The sequence below is a fragment of the Stenotrophomonas sp. GD03654 genome (assembly GCF_029845105.1).
Lineage (GTDB): Bacteria > Pseudomonadota > Gammaproteobacteria > Xanthomonadales > Xanthomonadaceae > Stenotrophomonas > Stenotrophomonas africana.
The window spans coordinates 43,468-60,041 of record NZ_JAOCLC010000003.1 but is presented as its reverse complement, the minus strand read 5'-3'; the positions used below and the strand labels follow the sequence as shown (position 1 = coordinate 60,041).

At 66.6% G+C, this 16,574-nt stretch carries 14 protein-coding genes and 1 pseudogene; all 15 read left to right on the top strand.

What is annotated here, in order from left to right; all coding sequences use genetic code 11:
• Positions 1 to 139 precede the first annotated feature (139 nt).
• Positions 140 to 946, top strand: coding sequence for a 30S ribosomal protein S2 (rpsB, locus tag N5J73_RS02125; protein WP_005408748.1), 807 nt, complete (start codon positions 140 to 142; stop codon positions 944 to 946).
• 126 nt (positions 947 to 1,072) lie between these two features.
• On the top strand, positions 1,073 to 1,948 hold the full coding sequence (tsf, locus tag N5J73_RS02120) for a translation elongation factor Ts (RefSeq protein WP_049436477.1): 876 nt from the start codon (positions 1,073 to 1,075) through the stop codon (positions 1,946 to 1,948).
• A 258-nt stretch (positions 1,949 to 2,206) separates the two neighbouring features.
• Positions 2,207 to 3,745 carry a GGDEF domain-containing protein gene (locus tag N5J73_RS02115; RefSeq protein WP_049445325.1) on the top strand — a complete coding sequence of 513 codons (1,539 nt, stop codon included), beginning with the start codon at positions 2,207 to 2,209 and terminating at the stop codon, positions 3,743 to 3,745.
• Positions 3,746 to 3,866: 121 nt separating this feature from the next.
• A complete protein-coding gene (gene pyrH / locus N5J73_RS02110) occupies positions 3,867 to 4,595 on the top strand; it encodes a UMP kinase (RefSeq protein ID WP_010486325.1) in 729 nt (242 codons plus the stop codon).
• A 96-nt stretch (positions 4,596 to 4,691) separates the two neighbouring features.
• Complete coding sequence (frr, locus tag N5J73_RS02105; protein ID WP_032127942.1) at positions 4,692 to 5,246, top strand: ribosome recycling factor; 555 nt, start codon at positions 4,692 to 4,694, stop codon at positions 5,244 to 5,246.
• Between the two features lie 5 nt (positions 5,247 to 5,251).
• Complete coding sequence (gene uppS / locus N5J73_RS02100) at positions 5,252 to 6,019, top strand: polyprenyl diphosphate synthase (protein ID WP_049445328.1); 768 nt, start codon at positions 5,252 to 5,254, stop codon at positions 6,017 to 6,019.
• Positions 6,016 to 6,852 carry a phosphatidate cytidylyltransferase gene (locus N5J73_RS02095; RefSeq protein ID WP_049445331.1) on the top strand — a complete coding sequence of 279 codons (837 nt, stop codon included), beginning with the start codon at positions 6,016 to 6,018 and terminating at the stop codon, positions 6,850 to 6,852. Before uppS ends, N5J73_RS02095 begins: the two co-directional genes overlap by 4 nt.
• 2 nt (positions 6,853 to 6,854) lie before the next feature.
• On the top strand, positions 6,855 to 8,045 hold the full coding sequence (locus N5J73_RS02090; RefSeq protein ID WP_049445334.1) for a 1-deoxy-D-xylulose-5-phosphate reductoisomerase: 1,191 nt from the start codon (positions 6,855 to 6,857) through the stop codon (positions 8,043 to 8,045).
• A gap of 55 nt (positions 8,046 to 8,100) precedes the next feature.
• Positions 8,101 to 9,459, top strand: coding sequence for an RIP metalloprotease RseP (gene rseP / locus N5J73_RS02085; protein WP_049445337.1), 1,359 nt, complete (start codon positions 8,101 to 8,103; stop codon positions 9,457 to 9,459).
• Positions 9,460 to 9,533: 74 nt separating this feature from the next.
• Complete coding sequence (gene bamA / locus N5J73_RS02080; protein ID WP_049445340.1) at positions 9,534 to 11,897, top strand: outer membrane protein assembly factor BamA; 2,364 nt, start codon at positions 9,534 to 9,536, stop codon at positions 11,895 to 11,897.
• Positions 11,898 to 12,281: 384 nt separating this feature from the next.
• Positions 12,282 to 13,304, top strand: coding sequence for a UDP-3-O-(3-hydroxymyristoyl)glucosamine N-acyltransferase (lpxD, locus tag N5J73_RS02075; protein ID WP_010486339.1), 1,023 nt, complete (start codon positions 12,282 to 12,284; stop codon positions 13,302 to 13,304).
• Positions 13,301 to 13,759, top strand: a complete 459-nt coding sequence (gene fabZ / locus N5J73_RS02070) for a 3-hydroxyacyl-ACP dehydratase FabZ (protein ID WP_049445343.1) — start codon at positions 13,301 to 13,303, stop codon at positions 13,757 to 13,759. Before lpxD ends, fabZ begins: the two co-directional genes overlap by 4 nt.
• 16 nt (positions 13,760 to 13,775) lie before the next feature.
• Entirely contained in the window at positions 13,776 to 14,567 is a 792-nt protein-coding gene (gene lpxA / locus N5J73_RS02065) for an acyl-ACP--UDP-N-acetylglucosamine O-acyltransferase (protein ID WP_049445346.1), read from the top strand.
• Positions 14,568 to 14,659: 92 nt separating this feature from the next.
• Positions 14,660 to 15,823, top strand: a pseudogene (gene lpxB, locus N5J73_RS02060) (lipid-A-disaccharide synthase); the annotation flags it as partial.
• The gene (locus tag N5J73_RS02055) at positions 15,820 to 16,482 is read left to right on the top strand and encodes a ribonuclease HII (RefSeq protein WP_049445351.1); all 663 of its coding nucleotides are present in this window, start codon (positions 15,820 to 15,822) and stop codon (positions 16,480 to 16,482) included. The pseudogene lpxB and the gene N5J73_RS02055, both read left to right, overlap by 4 nt.
• Positions 16,483 to 16,574 lie beyond the last annotated feature (92 nt).

Below are 16,574 nucleotides of genomic sequence, written 5' to 3'. Positions count from 1 at the left end.
ATCCGTGCCGGGGTGCTCCGCAAGGAGTTCGGCCACGGAGGCAACAGGGAAGCCCAACCCCGGAACCGATCGCGCTTCCACGCGTCCCGCATACCTATCCCGCGGGCGGAATCGCTGGTTCCATATCAGGAGTATTGCAATGCCCCAGGTCACCATGCGTCAGATGCTGGAAGCCGGCGTCCACTTCGGCCACCAGACCCGCTACTGGAACCCGAAGATGGCTCCGTACATCTTCGGCGCCCGCGGCAAGATCCACATCATCAACCTGGAAAAGACCGTCCCGCTGTTCAACGACGCGATGAACTTCATCTCGTCGGTTGCCCAGAAGCGCGGCACCGTCCTGTTCCTGGGCACCAAGCGCAGCGCCCGCGAAACCATCAAGGAAGAAGCCGAGCGTTGCGGCATGCCGTTCATGAACCAGCGTTGGCTGGGCGGCACCCTGACCAACTTCCGTACCGTCAAGCAGTCGGTTGCCCGCCTGAAGGAACTGGAAGCCGGTGAAACCGACGGCACCTTCGAGAAGCTGGTCAAGCACGAAGTGCTGGGCCTGCGTCGCGAGCGCGACAAGCTGGAAGCCTCGCTGGGCGGCATCAAGGACATGAACCGTCTGCCCGACGCCATCTTCGTGATCGACATCGGCCACGAAGACATCGCGATCAAGGAAGCCAAGAAGCTGGGCATCCCGGTCATCGCCGTGGTCGACACCAACTACAACCCGGAACTGGTGGACTACGCCATCCCGGGCAACGACGACGCCATCCGCGCTGTGCAGCTGTACGCCCGCGCCGCTGCCGACGCCGTGCTGGAAGGCAAGGCTGCTGCTCCGCACGCTGCTTCGGTGCGTGAGGAAGAGTTCGCTGAAGCCGCTGCTGAAGGCGAAGAGAAGCCGGCCCGCCGCGCTCCGGCCAAGAAGGCTGCCAAGAAGGGCGACGACGCCCAGGCCTGATCCAGGCCCCGGGGTGGACGCCCGGCGTCCACCCTCCCTGCACGCAGCCTTTGGCGCGTGACAGGACCGTGTCACACGGGCCGGCCACCATGCTGGCCCAACCCCTTTCTTTCGTGAGGTAATCCCGTGGAAATCACTGCTTCCCTGGTCAAGGAACTGCGCGAGCGCACCGGCGCCGGCATGATGGAATGCAAGAAGGCGCTTACCGAAGCCAACGGCGACATCGACGCTGCTGCTGAAGCCATGCGCAAGTCCGGCGCTGCCAAGGCCGACAAGAAGGCTGACCGCGTGGCCGCCGAAGGCCGTCTGGGCCTGGCCCAGGATGGCGGCAAGGCCGTGCTGGTCGAAGTCAACTCGGAAACCGACTTCGTCGCCAACGATGACAATTTCAAGTCCTTCGTCAATGCCGTTGCGGCTGCCGCCCTGGCATCGGGCGCCACCGACGTCGAAGCCGTGAAGGCTGCCAAGCTGGCCGATGGCCGCACCGTTGAAGAAGCCCGCGCCACCGCCGTGCAGACCCTGGGTGAGAACATCCAGATCCGTCGCATGGTGAAGGTTGATGGCAACAACACCGTCGGCGCCTACGTCCACACCAACGGCAAGGTTGGCGTGCTGGTCGACCTGGTCGGCGGCGACGTCGAGCTGGCCCGTGGCCTGGCCATGCACGTGGCTGCCCTGAAGCCGCCGCACAACAAGGCTTCGGACGTTCCGGCCGACTTCGTCGAGAAGGAAAAGGAAATCGAGCTGGCCAAGATGTCCGAAAAGGACAAGGCCAAGCCGGCCGAGATCCTGGAAAAGATCATCAGCGGCAAGATCAACAAGATCGTCAGCGACGTGACCCTGTACGGCCAGACCTACGTGCTGGGCGATACCACCGTCGAGCAGGTGGTCAAGGCCGCAGGCGCCGACGTGGCTGGCTTCAAGCTGCTGATCGTCGGCGAAGGCATCGAGAAGGTGGTGGAAGACTACGCCGCCGAAGTTGCCAAGGCGATGCAGGTCTGATTCCAGCCTTCCGGCTGTGAAGCGACCATAAGGAGCCGCGGGAAACCGCGGCTCTTTTTTTATGCATGGCCCAAGGGATGAACCCATGCCCGACCGGCGGGTGCGCACCGTTGGTGCGCACACCGGCACCTTTGCGTTGTGCGCGATTCAAGCCGATACTCAGGCGCAGGGAATCCACAGTCACATAGCAGGAACGAAAATCGCGGACTGTGATGCATTCCTAGGTATTCTTGTCCCAATGGAATTGAACGACCCGACATGCCTCCCGAGCTGACAGCTGCCCTGGCGCTCTGCCGCAACCTGCCTTCGCCACCCGGTATTGCCCTGCGCATCATCGAACTGGCACAGGACCCGGAAGCGGACATCGCCACCGCCGCCGACATCATCGCCATCGACATGGCGCTGAGCGCTCGTATGCTGCGCATCGCCAATTCACCGCTGTACGCCAGCCGTCGCCGCATCGAGAACCTCGGCCAGGCGCTGACCATGCTGGGCCTGAATGCCACGATCAGCCTTGCTCTGGGCTTCACCGTCACCCAGGGCCTGACCGGCGGTGCCGGTGCCGACCACGACCTGCGCCAGCGCGCGTGGAAGCGCAGCATCCTCAGCGCCCTGGCCGCCAGCCAGCTGGGCCAGGCCCGCGGCCTGCGCCGGCTGGAGGAACTGATGCTGGCCGGGCTGCTGCAGGACCTCGGCGTGCTGTGCCTGGCCCAGGCCGAGTCGGAGCGCTACCTGCCGCTGCTGCGCGAAGCCCGCGACAACACGGATCTGGTCGCCCGCGAGCGCGAGGAACTGGGCTGCAGCCATGCCGATGTCGGCGCCTGGGTGGCCGAGCAGTGGGGCCTGCCGCGCTATCTGGTGGAAAGCATCAGCCACAGCGAGGACGAGGACGCTGCCGAGTCGCCGTTCCAGGCCTGCGTGCAGCTGTCCGGCGCGGTCGCCGACATCTGGCTGGACGACGACGCCGATGCCGCCCGCGAGCGCGCCCTGCACCAGGTGCACGACCGCCTGGAACTGGACAGCGCCCGATTCGACCAGGTGCTGACCCGCATCAGCGAGGCCCTGCCGGACATCGCCAGCCTGTTCGAGGCCGGCCTGAACTCGCCATTGCGGGTGCGCGAACTGATCGACCACGCGCAGGAGCTGGCCACCCTGCGCAACCTGCGCGAGCTGCAGGATGCCGACCAGGCGCGCCGCCGCGCCGACGAATTCGAGGCGCGGGCCAAGCGCCTGGCCGACCAGGCCCACCGCGACGCTCTGACCGGCGTGCTCAACCGCCGCCAGCTGGAGGCGGTGCTGGAGCAGGAGTTCCTGCGCGCCGGGCGCCAGGGCTGGCCGCTGTCGGTGGCCTTCATCGACCTGGACGACTTCAAGAAGATCAACGATGCCCACGGCCATCTGACCGGCGACGAAGTGCTGCGCGCTTTTGCCGGCAAGCTGCAGGGCCAGCTGCGCAACAGTGACACTGTGGCCCGCTTCGGTGGTGAGGAGTTCGTCGCACTGCTGCCCAACACCAGCGAATCGGTGGCGCTGGACGTGATCCGCCGGGTATTGGCCAACATCGTCGCCACGCCGATGGCCGAGCTGGAGGGCGGCCCGCTGTTCGTCACCTTCTCCGCCGGCGTAGCCACCCAGGGCGGCTACGAGCGCTTCGCCGACGTGCAGGACCTGCTGCGTGCGGCCGACGATGTGCTGTACCGCTCGAAGAACCTGGGCCGCAACCGGGTGATCGCCCGCTCCCCCGGCGCCCTCGGCCACGACGAGCTTTCGGCCACCGCCAGCGCCGAGCTGGGCTGAACCGGAAGCCCCGCATGACCGGGGCGAACGCCAGGATTTTGCGCCGCAGTGCACAAAACACTTTGGCCCGACGCCGCATGCGCGTAGAATCGCCCGCGATTTCCACGCACCCGAGGTCCCCATGTCCAAGCTCGCCTATCGCCGCATCCTCCTGAAACTGTCCGGGGAGGCGCTGATGGGAGATGAGGACTACGGCATCGACCCGAAGATCATCAACCGCCTGGCCCGTGAGGTCATCGAAGCCCAGCAGGCAGGCGCCGAAGTCGCGCTGGTGATCGGCGGCGGCAACATCTTCCGCGGCGCCGGCCTGGCTGCGGGCGGCATGGACCGGGTCACCGGCGACCAGATGGGCATGCTGGCCACGGTCATCAACGCCCTGGCCATGCAGGATGCCCTGGAAAAGCTGGGCGCCAAGGCCCGCGTGATGAGCGCGATCAAGATCAACGACGTGTGCGAGGACTACATCCGCCGCCGCGCCATCCGCCACCTGGAAAAGGGCCGCCTGGTGATCTTCGCCGCCGGCGTCGGCAGCCCGTTCTTCACCACTGACTCCGGTGCTGCCCTGCGCGCGATCGAGATCGGCGCCGACCTGCTGCTGAAGGCCACCAAGGTTGACGGCGTGTACGACAAGGACCCGAACAAGCACAGCGACGCGGTCCGCTTCGACAGCCTGAGCTACGACGAAGTGATCCGCCGTGGCCTGGAGGTGATGGATACCGCCGCCTTCGCACTGGCCCGCGACAGCGATCTGCCGATGCGCGTGTTCGACATGGGCCAGCCGGGCGAGCTGCTGAAGATCCTCAGCGGCGAGAACATCGGCACCCTGGTCCAGGGCCGCGACCCGGCCTGAGCCTGAGTGCCAGGCGAGCTCCGGGCCGATTCAGGCCCGGCAGCGTCCCGTATTCGCCTATAATCGCCCGATTCCAGTTACACCCAGGACCGGGCGATGCTCAACGACATCAAGAACAACGCGCAGACGCGCATGGCCAAGAGCATCGACGCTCTGAAGCACACCCTCACCTCGATCCGCACCGGCCGCGCCACCCCGGCCCTGCTGGACCGCGTCACGGTCAGCGCCTATGGCAACGCCAGCACCCCGCTGAACCAGGTCGCCTCGATCTCCAACGCCGACGCCCACTCGCTGCTGGTGACGCCGTTCGACAAGAGCATGATCAAGGAGATCGAAAAGGGTCTCTACAACGCCGAGTTCACTCCGAACACCCTGGGCACCGCGATCCGCATCAACATGCCGCCGCCGACCGAAGAGCGCCGCAAGGAGCTGGCCAAGCAGGTGCAGAAGGAAGGCGAAGGCGCCAAGATCGCGATCCGCAACATCCGTCAGGACGCGAACAAGGAAATCGCCAAGCTGGTCAAGGACAAGGCGATCAGCGAAGACGAGAAGAAGCGCGGTGAAGACGACATCCAGAAGTTGACCGACACCAACATCAAGGACGTCGACAAGGTCGTTGCCGACAAGGAAAAAGAACTGCTGTCGGTCTGAAGTCGATGCCTTCAGTCCCGCCTCCGTTGCCGGCCGCCCTGCCCCGCCACATTGCCATCATCATGGATGGCAATGGGCGCTGGGCACAGCAGCGCCGTCGTCCGCGCGTGATCGGCCACCGGGCCGGCGCGCGTGCGGTCAACCGCACCATCGAGCGCTGCCTTGAACTGGGCATTCCGGCACTGACCCTGTTCGCGTTCTCCAGCGAAAACTGGGGCCGGCCGCAGGAAGAAGTCGATGCGTTGATGAAGCTGTTCCTCGGCGCGCTCGACCGCGAAGTGGACGAGTTGCATCGGCGTGGCGTGCGCGTGCGCTTCATCGGCGAACGCGAGCGCTTCGGCGCCGGTCTGGTCAGCCGCATGCAGCTGGCCGAACAGCGCACCGCCGACAACACCACCCTGACCCTGTCGATTGCCGCCAGCTACGGTGGCCGCCAGGACATCGCCCGCGCCGCGCGCGCTCTGGCAGCTGAAGTCGCTGCCGGCCGCCTGCTGCCCGAACAGATCGACGAATCACTGCTGGGCCGCCAGGTTGCCCTGGCTGACCTGCCGCCACCGGACCTGTTCATCCGCACCGGTGGCGATACCCGCATCAGCAACTTCCTGCTGTGGCAGCTGGCGTACACCGAGCTGTGGTTCACCGAGGCCCTGTGGCCGGACTTCGATGCCGCGCTGCTGCAGCAGGCACTGGACGCCTATGGCGGCCGCGAACGTCGTTTCGGTCTGACCAGCGCCCAGATCGCCGCACTGGCCACCGAGACCTCCAGCCCATGACCAAGATCCGAGTCCTCGCCGCGCTGATCATGGCGCCGGTCGCCATTGCCGCGATCCTGCTGTTGCCGACGCAATGGCTGGCAGCCGCCGCCGCCGCCGTGCTGCTGATCGGCCTGTGGGAGTGGCTGAAGCTGGCCGGCATCGAAGACACGCTGGCGCGCACCGTGCTGCTGGTGCTGAACCTGCTGCTGATGGTGCTGCTGGTGTGGGCCGATGGCAGCACGCTGGTGCTGTTCCAGATCACCACGTTGGCCGGTGTTGCCTGGTGGTTGGCGGCGCTGGTCTGGCTGCGTTTCTTCAACTTCGGCGCGCAACCGTCGGCCCCCTCGCGCATCGTGAAGATGCTGGCCGGCACCCTGGCCATCGTTCCGGCCTGGGCCGCGCTGGTGCTGATCCACGCCGGCGGCGATCCGCCGGGCAAGCAGGGCCACCTGTGGCTGCTGGCGGCGCTGGCACTGGTCTGGGCGGCCGATTCGGGCGCCTATTTCGCCGGTCGTCACTTCGGCAAGCACAAGCTCGCCCCGCGCATCAGCCCCAACAAGACCTGGGAAGGCCTGTTCGGCGGCCTGCTGGCCGGTGTCGCCGTGGCCCTTGGCCTGGGCTGGCTGGCGGGCATCGATGCGGGCCACCTGCCGGGCCTGCTGATCACCTCGGTGGTGGCGGTATTTGCCTCGGTCCTGGGTGATCTGTTCGAAAGCCTGATCAAGCGTCACGCCGGTGCCAAGGACTCGGGTCACCTGATTCCGGGCCATGGCGGCGTGCTCGACCGTGTCGACGGCGTCCTGGCCGCAGTGCCGGTGTTCGCACTCGGCAAGGAAATCTTCGGGTTCTGACCATGAATGCTGTCGCAGACCTGCGCCGGGTCGCCGTATTCGGCGCCACCGGTTCAATCGGTGCCTCCACGCTGGACGTGATCGCCCGCCACCCGCAGCGCTACCAGGCCACGGTGCTCGCCGCCGGCCGCCAGGTGCAGGCGCTGCTGGCACTGTGCCGCCAGCACAGGCCGGCGCACGCGGTGATCGCCGACGAAACGCTGTTCGGCGAACTGCGTGACGGCCTGCGCGATGCCGGCCTGGCGACCGAGGCCCATGCCGGCCATGCCGCGCTGGACCAGCTGGCCGCCAGCGATGCCTGTGACACCGTCGTCGCCGCCATCGTCGGCGCCGCCGGGCTGTCTTCGACCCTGGCGGCCGCGGCCGCCGGCAAGCGCATCCTGCTGGCCAACAAGGAATCGCTGGTGCTGGCCGGCGAGCTGCTGACCCGCACTGCCGAAGGTGCCGGCGCCGAAATCATCCCGATCGACAGCGAACACAGCGCGATCTTCCAGTGCCTGCGCTCGCGCGACGCCAGCATTGACGGCGCTGGTGTGCGCCGGATCCTGCTGACCGCCTCGGGTGGCCCGTTCCGCGGCCGCAGCCGGGCCGAGCTGGCCCAGGTGACACCGGCGCAGGCCGTGGCCCATCCGAAATGGTCGATGGGCCCGAAGATCTCGGTTGATTCGGCGACGTTGATGAACAAGGGCCTTGAAGTGATCGAGGCTCATCACCTGTTTGCGGTGCCGGGCGAGCGCATCGAGGTGCTGGTGCACCCGCAGAGCCTGGTGCATTCACTGGTCGAGTTCGTTGACGGTTCCACCCTGGCGCAGATGGGCCTTCCGGACATGCGCACCACCCTGGCGGTCGGCCTCGGTTGGCCGCAGCGCATCGAATCGGGCGTGGCCGGGCTGGATCTGCTGGCCCAGGGCCGGCTGGATTTCGAGGCGCCCGACACCGACGCCTTCCCCTGCCTGGCCCTGGCCTGGCAGGCGATGCAGGCCGGTGGCACCGCGCCGGCGGTGCTGAACGCTGCCAATGAAGAGGCCGTTTCAGCGTTTCTTCAGGGCCGGATCGGTTTCCTGACGATCCCGGAGCTGGTTGCTAACGCTCTTTCAACACTGCCGACGCAAGCAGCCGATACACTGGAGGTCCTGTTGTCCGCCGACCAGCGGGCCCGCCAGCTGACCCTGAACGCCATCGCCGCCGCCTGAACGACCGCCTCGCCCAGCATGACGACGCCGCCCCTGCCCGCCACTGTGAGCCTGCATGACTGACTTCATCGGATCGGTCTGGTGGATGATCGTCAGCCTCGGGCTGCTGGTCACGTTCCACGAATTCGGTCACTACTGGGTCGGTCGCCTGTGCGGGGTCAAGATCCTGCGCTTCTCGGTTGGCTTCGGCCGCCCGCTGTGGTCGCGCCGGGACCGGCACGGCACCGAGTTCGCGATCGCCGCCATCCCGCTGGGTGGCTACGTGAAATTCCTCGACGAGCGCGAGGTCGAAGTCCATCCGCACGAGCGCGGCCAGGCCTTCAACCACAAGACCGTCTGGCAGCGCATCGCCATCGTCGCCGCCGGACCGATCGCCAATCTGCTGCTGTGCATCCTGCTGCTGTGGGCGATGTTCGTGATCGGCAAGCAGGACTATTCGCCGACCATCGGCCGTGCCGATGGCATCGCCGCCAGCGCCGGCCTGGCCAGTGGCGACCGCGTACTGCGCGTGGATGAGCGCCAGGTGGCCACCCTCGGTGAAGCCAGCATGGCGCTGACCGCTGCCGCGATGGACCGCCGCGATGTGAAGCTGGAAGTGCTCGACCGCGCCGACCAGGTACGGGTTCGCACCCTGTCGCTGTCGCAGCTGCCGGCCGGCTTCGATGAACGTCGCGTGCCGATCCTGGCGGGTCTGTACTGGCAGTCGTGGCTGCAGCCGGCCCTGGTCGAGTCGCTGACCCCGGATTCGGTCGTCAGCGGGCAACTGCAGCCGGGCGACCTGATCGTGGCCATCGACGGCCAGCGCATCGACAGCGTCGACCAGGTGATCGGCGAGATCCAGGCCCTCGGCCGTGCCGGTGGCCCGGGGATGATCGAGGTCCTGCGCGGCGGTGAACGCCTGGCGCTGGAAGTGACCCCCCGTCAGGGCAAGGATGGCAAGGGCAACCCGGTCTGGCAGATCGGCGTCGGATTCCCCACCAGCTACAGCCCCGCCTACGACACCCTGCTGCGCTACGGGCCGCTCGATGCGGTGACCGTGGCCGTACGTGAAACCGGCCGCCTGGCCGCAGATTCGCTGGGCATGATGGGCCGCATCGTCACCGGCAAGGCCTCGCTGCAGAACGTTTCCGGGCCGGTCACCATCGCCCGCGTGGCCAATGTTTCGGCCAAGCGAGGTCTCGATTGGTTCCTGCAGTTCCTTGCCCTGCTGTCACTCAGCCTGTGCATCATCAACCTGTTGCCGATCCCGATCTTGGACGGCGGCCACCTGCTGTATTACCTTATCGAGTTGGTCAAGGGCAGCCCGCTGAGCGAGCGTGCCATCGCCGCCGGCCAATACATCGGCCTGGCGTTGCTGGCCGGGCTGATGGGGTTGGCGTTCTACAACGACATCCTCGGCCTGGTCCCGCGATGAACTTTTCCACGTTGTTGCCGTCTACAGCGTCGGCATCCCGCACCAATGAAATCGACCTTCCTACCGGACGTGACATGACGCGACTCCCCAATCGCCGCCTGCTGGCCCTCGCCCTCGCCGCCGTCACCGGCGCTCCCGCCCTGGCCCAGGCAGCCGAGCCCTTCACTGTCAGCGACATCCGCGTGGATGGCCTGCAGCGCATCAGCTCGGGCACGGTGTTCACCTACCTGCCGGTGGAACGTGGCGAGACCATCACCGACAACAAGGTCGGCGAGACCATCCGCGCCCTGTACAAGACCGGCTTCTTCGAAGACGTGCAGCTGGACCGCCAGGGCAGCATCCTGGTGGTGACCGTCAAGGAACGCCCGGCAATCAACAAGCTGACCGTCACCGGCAACAAGGACATCAAGTCCGAGCAGCTGCTCAAGGGCCTGTCCGACATCGGCCTGACCGAAGGCGGCACCTTCGACCGCCTGAGCCTGGACCGCGTGACCCAGGAGCTTCGCCGCCAGTACAACGACCGCGGCAAGTACACCGTCGAGATCACCCCGACCGTGAGCCCGCTGGACCGCAACCGCGTGGACATCGCGATCGCGATCAAGGAAGGCAAGGCGGCCAAGATCCGCCACGTCAACCTGGTCGGCACCGAGAAGTTCGAGAGCAAGGACATCCTGGAGACCTGGGAGTCCAAGGAGCACAACTGGGCGTCGTGGTACCGCCGTGACGACCAGTACTCCAAGGAAAAGCTGTCCGGCGACCTGGAAAAGCTCAACTCCTGGTACCTGGACCGCGGCTATGTCGACTTCAGCATCGATTCCACCCAGGTCTCGATCAGCCCCGACAAGCGCGACATGTTCCTCACCGCCGGCGTGACCGAGGGTGCGCAGTACAAGATTTCCGAGATCAAGGTCAGCGGCGACACCATCCTCCCGCAGGAGGACGTCGAGCGCATGGTGATCCAGAAGCCGGGCGACACGTTCTCGCGTGCGCTGCTGGAGTTCAGCTCGGACACCATCACCAATTCGCTGTCCAACATCGGCTACGCGTTCGCCAAGGTGAACCCGATCCCGACCACCAACCGCCCCGACCAGACCGTGGCGATCAACATGCAGGTCGTCCCCGGCCCGCGCGTGTCGGTGCGTCGCATTCTGTTCCGCGGCAATACGCGTACGTCCGACGAAGTGATGCGTCGCGAAATGCGCCAGTTCGAGAACAGCTGGTACTCGCAGGCCGCGATCGACCGTTCCAAGATCCGCCTGCAGCGCCTGGGCTACTTCGAGTCCGTTGACGTCGAGACTCCGGCCGTCAGCGGCAGCAACGACCAGGTCGACGTCGTCTACAACGTCAAGGAAACCACCTCCGGCAGCTTCGTGTTCGGCCTGGGCTATTCGCAGTCCTATGGCATGACCACGTCGGTACAGCTGTCGCAGAACAACTTCCTCGGCGGCGGCAACCGTGTGTCGGTCGAAGCCTCGCGCAGCAGCTACCTGCAGCGCTATGGTTTCAGCTACACCAATCCGTACTTCACCGATGACGGCGTGTCGCTGGGCTACAACCTGTCCTGGCGCGAACTGGACTACTCCGACTTCAACACCGCGCAGTACAACAGCACCAATGGTTCGGCGCAGGTGGTGTTCGGCGTACCGATCACCGAGACCGATACTGTCTCGCTGATGTTCGGCATCGACAGCAATCAGATCACCACCTACCCGGGCTCCACCCCGCAGTCGATCATCGACTACATCAACGTGCTGGGCAGCAAGACCTTCCACGCGTGGCGCACGGAGCTGGGCTGGGCACGCGACTCGCGCAACGACTACTTCATGCCGACCCGCGGTACCTACCAGCGCGTTGGCCTGGAGACGACGCTGCCGGGCTCGACCATCGAGTACTACAAGCTGAATTACCAGATCAGCAAGTACTGGCCGATCATGCCGTCGCTGGTCATCAACACCCGCGCTGAAGTCGGTTACGGCGACAGCTACGGCAAGGACAAGACCGCGATGGTGCCGGACAAGGACGGCAACCTGCGTCCGGTCACCGCATCGGGCCTGCCGTTCTACGAGAACTTCTATGCGGGTGGTACGAATTCGGTGCGCGGTTTCGAGGACAACACCCTCGGCCCGCGTGAAGTCACCAACGGCTATCCGGAAGGCCAGCCGCTGGGTGGTTCGCTGAAGACCGTCGGTTCGGTCGAAGCCTACTTCCCGCGCCTGTTCGACAGCCCGTCGGCACGCGTGTCGGCCTTCGTCGACTTCGGCAACGTGTACAACGGCACCAAGAACTTCAAGGCCAACGAACTGCGCGTGTCTACCGGTGTGGCCCTGCTGTGGCGCGCCCCGGTCGGCCCGATCTCGATCAGCTACGCCTTCCCGCTCAAGAAGGAAGACGATGACAAGGTCGAACGTCTGCAATTCACGTTCGGTGGCCAGTTCTGAGGAACGTCGTTCCCCAGAACTGATCCACCTCCGGTGAATTGCCCGCGCATTTCACCTATCCCCCGCGCCGCTGGCGCGCCCCCCTTAACAAAGGGGGGCTCTCCACCAGACGGGTTGCGAAGCGCCGGGCTCTGCCCGGCGTTTTCGTTGTTGCAGATGACACTGCATGGCACGGGCTTTTGGTCGCGCTCGCCGGAAATTGTCCAGAGGCGGCGGGTGGCCCTGGACAGGACCGTTGGCGCCATGGATGGCGCCATCGAGCACCATGGAGGGGCTTTTGCGTGTCCTGGCCAGGGCCACCCGCCGCCTCCCGCCCGTATCAGGCAGGCGCCAAGCCCTGCCCCCCCGCATGACCGCAATGGCGTCACACGTTAAACTCCCGCCGTGAATACTCCCACCTACACCGCCCAGCAACTCGCCGAGCAGTTCGGCCTGCAGGTCCATGGCGACCCCGCCACCGCCATCCATGGCGTGGCCACCCTCGCCCATGCCGGTCCTGGCCAGCTGACCTTCCTCGCCAATCCACGCTACCGCGCCCAGCTGGCCGACAGCCAGGCCTCGCTGGTGGTCCTGCGTGCCGACGACGCCGAGGCCGCCCCCGGCGCCGCGCTCGTGGCCAAGGACCCCTACACCACCTTCGCCAAGATCGCCGCGCTGTTCGACATCGCGCCGACGCGGCCGCCGGGCATCCACCCCAGCGCCGTCATCGATCCCAGCGCCCAGGTTGCCGCCAGCGCGCATATCGGCCCGTTCGTCTCCGTCGGCGCACGCAGCGTGGTCGGCGAGAACTGCATCATCGGCACCGGCAGCGTGATCGGCGAAGACTGCAGCCTGGACAACGGCTGCGAGCTGATCGCGCGGGTCACCCTGGTCACCCGGGTCAAGCTCGGCAAACGCGTCCGCGTGCACCCCGGTGCCGTGCTCGGCGCCGATGGCTTCGGCCTGGCAATGGACGCCGGCAAGTGGATCAAGGTGCCGCAGCTCGGCGGCGTCCGCATCGGCGACGACTGTGAGATCGGCGCAAACACCTGTGTCGACCGCGGCGCGCTGGAAGACACCGTGCTGGACGAGGACGTGCGCCTGGACAACCTGGTGCAGATCGCACACAACGTGCAGATCGGCGCGCACTCGGCCATCGCCGGCTGCACCGGCATCGCCGGCAGCGCCAAGATCGGCCGCTACTGCCTGCTCGGCGGCCACGTCGGCGTGGTCGGCCACCTTGAGATCTGCGACAAGGTCGTGATCACCGGCAAGTCGGTGGTCCGCAACTCCATCCATGAGCCGGGCGAGTACTCGTCCGGCACCCCGTTGACCGATAACCGCACGTGGCGCAAGAACGCCGCGCGCTTCAAGCAGCTGGACGCATTGGCTCGCCGCGTCCTGGCCGCTGGCAAGGAGAAAGAATGAACGACACGCTGCAGCTTCCTATCGACGTCTGCGAGATCCAGGAACTGCTCCCGCACCGTTACCCGTTCCTGCTGGTGGACCGGGTGCTTGAACTCGACATCGAGGCCAAGCGCATCCTGGCGCAGAAGAACGTCAGCATCAACGAGCCGTTTTTCCAGGGCCACTTCCCCGGCCGCCCGATCATGCCCGGCGTGCTGATCATCGAAGCGCTGGCCCAGGCCGGTGGCGTGATGACCCAGCTCACGCTTGGCCGCGATGCGCAGTCCAAGCTGTTCTACATGGTCAAGGTGGAAAACGCCCGCTTCAACAAGCAGGTCGTGCCCGGCGACGTGCTGATGCTCGATGTGCAGATGAAGCGTCTGATCCGCAACATGGGCTGGTACTACGGCGAAGCCAAGGTCAACGGTGAAGTCGTTGCCTCGGCCGAAGTCATGTGCGCCGGTGCCAAGGGCTGATCCACTGGAGGCAGGAATGACTGACAACGCACCGCGGATCCACCCGACCGCCGTCATCGACCCGGCCGCGCGCCTGGCCGATGACGTGCAGGTGGGCGCCTTCACCCTGATCGGGGCCGATGTGGAAATCGGTGCCGGCACGGTGGTCGGCCCCCACTGCAGCATCCACGGCCCGACCCGGATCGGCCGCGACAACCGCTTCATCGGCCATGCCGCGATCGGTGGCGAACCGCAGGACAAGAAGTTCGGCGGCGAGCGCACCGAACTGGTGATCGGCGACCGCAACGTGTTCCGCGAGTTCGTCACGCTGAACCGCGGCACCGGCGGCGGCGGCGGCATCACCACCATCGGCAACGACAACTGGATGCTGGCCTACACACATGTGGCGCACGACTGCCACGTCGGCAACTTCTGTGTGTTCTCCAACAACACCACGCTGGCCGGCCACGTGACCGTAGGCGACTACGTGATCATCAGCGGCTTCGCCGGCGCCCACCAGTTCTGTCGCATCGGTGCCCACGCCTTCCTCGGCATGGGTGCGCTGACCAATGGCGACGTGCCGCCCTTCACCATGGTCGGCACCGATTCGCTGGGCCGCCCGCGCGGCATCAACAGCGAAGGCCTGAAGCGCCGCGGCTTCGACGCCGAGCGTATCTCCGCCATCAAGCGTGCCTATCGGACGCTGTACGTGGCGGGCCTGCCGCTGGCCGAAGCCAAGGTGCAGCTGACAGAACAGGCGCGTGACAGCGATGACGTGAAGGCGATGCTGGACTTCATCGAGCTCGCCGAGAGGCCCTTGCTGCGATGAGCAGCATGACCGGCCAGGCGCCGGCCGGCGCCGCCGTGATTCCGCTGGCCTCGATGGCCGGCAGCGTCCCCGCGCAGCGGGTGCTCAGCGAGCGTCCGTTGCGCATAGCGCTGGTGGCGGGCGAAGCCTCCGGCGATCTGCTCGGTGCGGGCCTGGTACGCGAACTGAAAGCGCGTTTTCCGAATGCCGAGTTCGCCGGCATCGGTGGCGATGCCATGCGCAGCGCCGGCTGCCAGACCTGGCACGATGCCAGCGAGCTGGCGGTGATGGGCCTGACCGAAGTACTGCGCCACCTGCCGCGCCTGCTCAAGCTGCGCTCGGCGTTCCGGCAGCGTGCGCTGGACTGGCAGCCGGATGTGTTCATCGGCATCGACGCGCCCGACTTCAACCTGGGCATCGAGCGTTGGCTGAAGCAGCGCGGCGTACGCACCGTGCATTACGTCAGCCCCTCGGTCTGGGCCTGGCGCGAGAAGCGCGCCGAGAAGATCGGCAGCAGCGCCGACCTGGTGCTGTGCCTGTTCCCGATGGAACCGCCGATCTATGCCAAGCACGGCATCGACGCGCGCTTCGTCGGCCATCCGATGGCCGATGACATCCCGCTGCAGGGCAACCGCGAGGAAGCGCGCGCCGCGCTCGGTCTACCGACCTCGGCCAAGGTGCTGGCGGTGTTGCCCGGCAGCCGCCTGGGCGAAATCTCGCGCCTCGGTGAACCGTTCTTCGAGGCGGCCTGGCAGGTCTCCGAACGCATCCCGGGCCTGCACGTGGTGGTGCCTGCCGCCAACCCCGCCTGCAAGCGCCTGATCGAAGAGCAGCTGTCGCGCTCTGCATTGCCGGTTGCGTACTCGCATGTGCTCGACGGCCAGGCACGCAACGCGATGATCGCCGCCGACGTGGTGGTGCTGGCGTCCGGTACCGCGACGCTGGAGGCAATGCTGGTGAAGCGACCGATGGTGGTCGGCTACCGTGTCAATGAACTGACCTACCGTCTGGTCAAGGCATTCGGCCTGATCAAGGTCGACCGCTTCGCCCTGCCCAACATCCTGGCCGGCCAGGACCTGGCACCGGAACTGATGCAGCACGACTGCACGCCGGACAAGCTGGCTGCGGCCATCCAGCAGTGGTTCGACCACCCACAACGGGTAACCGACCTGCAGGACACCTACGCGCGCCTGCATGAGCGCCTGCGTCGCAACGCCTCGGCCCGCGCCGCCGATGCCGTCGGCGAGCTGCTGATGCGCAACCAGGCCCAGGCATGAGCCGCCGCCACGCCGCAGCGGCCAGCCTTGCCCTGTTCGACGGCGCAGCCGTGGTCGAGCCAGAACGCCTGGTCGCCGGCGTCGACGAAGCCGGCCGGGGTCCGCTGGCCGGGCCGGTGGCGGTGGCCGCCGTGGTGTTCGATCCATCCCGGCCGCGCATCAATGGCCTGGACGATTCCAAGCAGCTCACCGCGGCCCGCCGCGAGCAGCTGCATGACCGCATCATCGAACGTGCCCTGGCCTGGCACGTGGTGCTGGTGGACGTGGACACCATCGACCGCCTGAACATCTACCAGGCCACCCTGCAGGGCATGCGCGATGTTGTTGCTGCGGTGGCCCACGTGGCCGGCTTCGCCCGCATCGATGGCAACGTGGTGCCCAAGGGCCTGGTACTGCCGGCACAGGCGCTGGTCGGCGGCGATGGCATCGATCGCGCGATCATGGCCGCCTCGATCCTGGCCAAGGTCTCGCGCGACCGTTACATGCAGGACGTGCATGCCCGCCACCCGCAGTACGGTTTCGAACAGCACAAGGGCTATGGCACCCCGGCCCACCTGGCCGCCCTGCGCGAGCACGGCCCCTGCATGGAGCACCGGCGCAGCTTCGCCCCGGTGCGCGAGTACCTGGAAACGCCGCCGGCTGTCGCGGCCATCGCCTGAGCCTGCTGGAGTTGTAGCGCCGAGCCCATGCTCGGCTGTCCACAGCAGCCGAGCATGGGCTCGGCTCTACAGAAGGCGGCCTCCCGCACGCC

Coding starts and splice junctions, on each gene's coding strand:
- rpsB (WP_005408748.1), top strand. CDS start 140: ATGCCCCAGGTCACCATGCGTCAGATGCTGGAAGCCGGCGTCCACTTC.
- N5J73_RS02115 (WP_049445325.1), top strand. CDS start 2,207: ATGCCTCCCGAGCTGACAGCTGCCCTGGCGCTCTGCCGCAACCTGCCT.
- pyrH (WP_010486325.1), top strand. CDS start 3,867: ATGTCCAAGCTCGCCTATCGCCGCATCCTCCTGAAACTGTCCGGGGAG.
- frr (WP_032127942.1), top strand. CDS start 4,692: ATGCTCAACGACATCAAGAACAACGCGCAGACGCGCATGGCCAAGAGC.
- uppS (WP_049445328.1), top strand. CDS start 5,252: ATGCCTTCAGTCCCGCCTCCGTTGCCGGCCGCCCTGCCCCGCCACATT.
- N5J73_RS02095 (WP_049445331.1), top strand. CDS start 6,016: ATGACCAAGATCCGAGTCCTCGCCGCGCTGATCATGGCGCCGGTCGCC.
- N5J73_RS02090 (WP_049445334.1), top strand. CDS start 6,855: ATGAATGCTGTCGCAGACCTGCGCCGGGTCGCCGTATTCGGCGCCACC.
- rseP (WP_049445337.1), top strand. CDS start 8,101: ATGACTGACTTCATCGGATCGGTCTGGTGGATGATCGTCAGCCTCGGG.
- bamA (WP_049445340.1), top strand. CDS start 9,534: ATGACGCGACTCCCCAATCGCCGCCTGCTGGCCCTCGCCCTCGCCGCC.
- fabZ (WP_049445343.1), top strand. CDS start 13,301: ATGAACGACACGCTGCAGCTTCCTATCGACGTCTGCGAGATCCAGGAA.
- lpxA (WP_049445346.1), top strand. CDS start 13,776: ATGACTGACAACGCACCGCGGATCCACCCGACCGCCGTCATCGACCCG.
- N5J73_RS02055 (WP_049445351.1), top strand. CDS start 15,820: ATGAGCCGCCGCCACGCCGCAGCGGCCAGCCTTGCCCTGTTCGACGGC.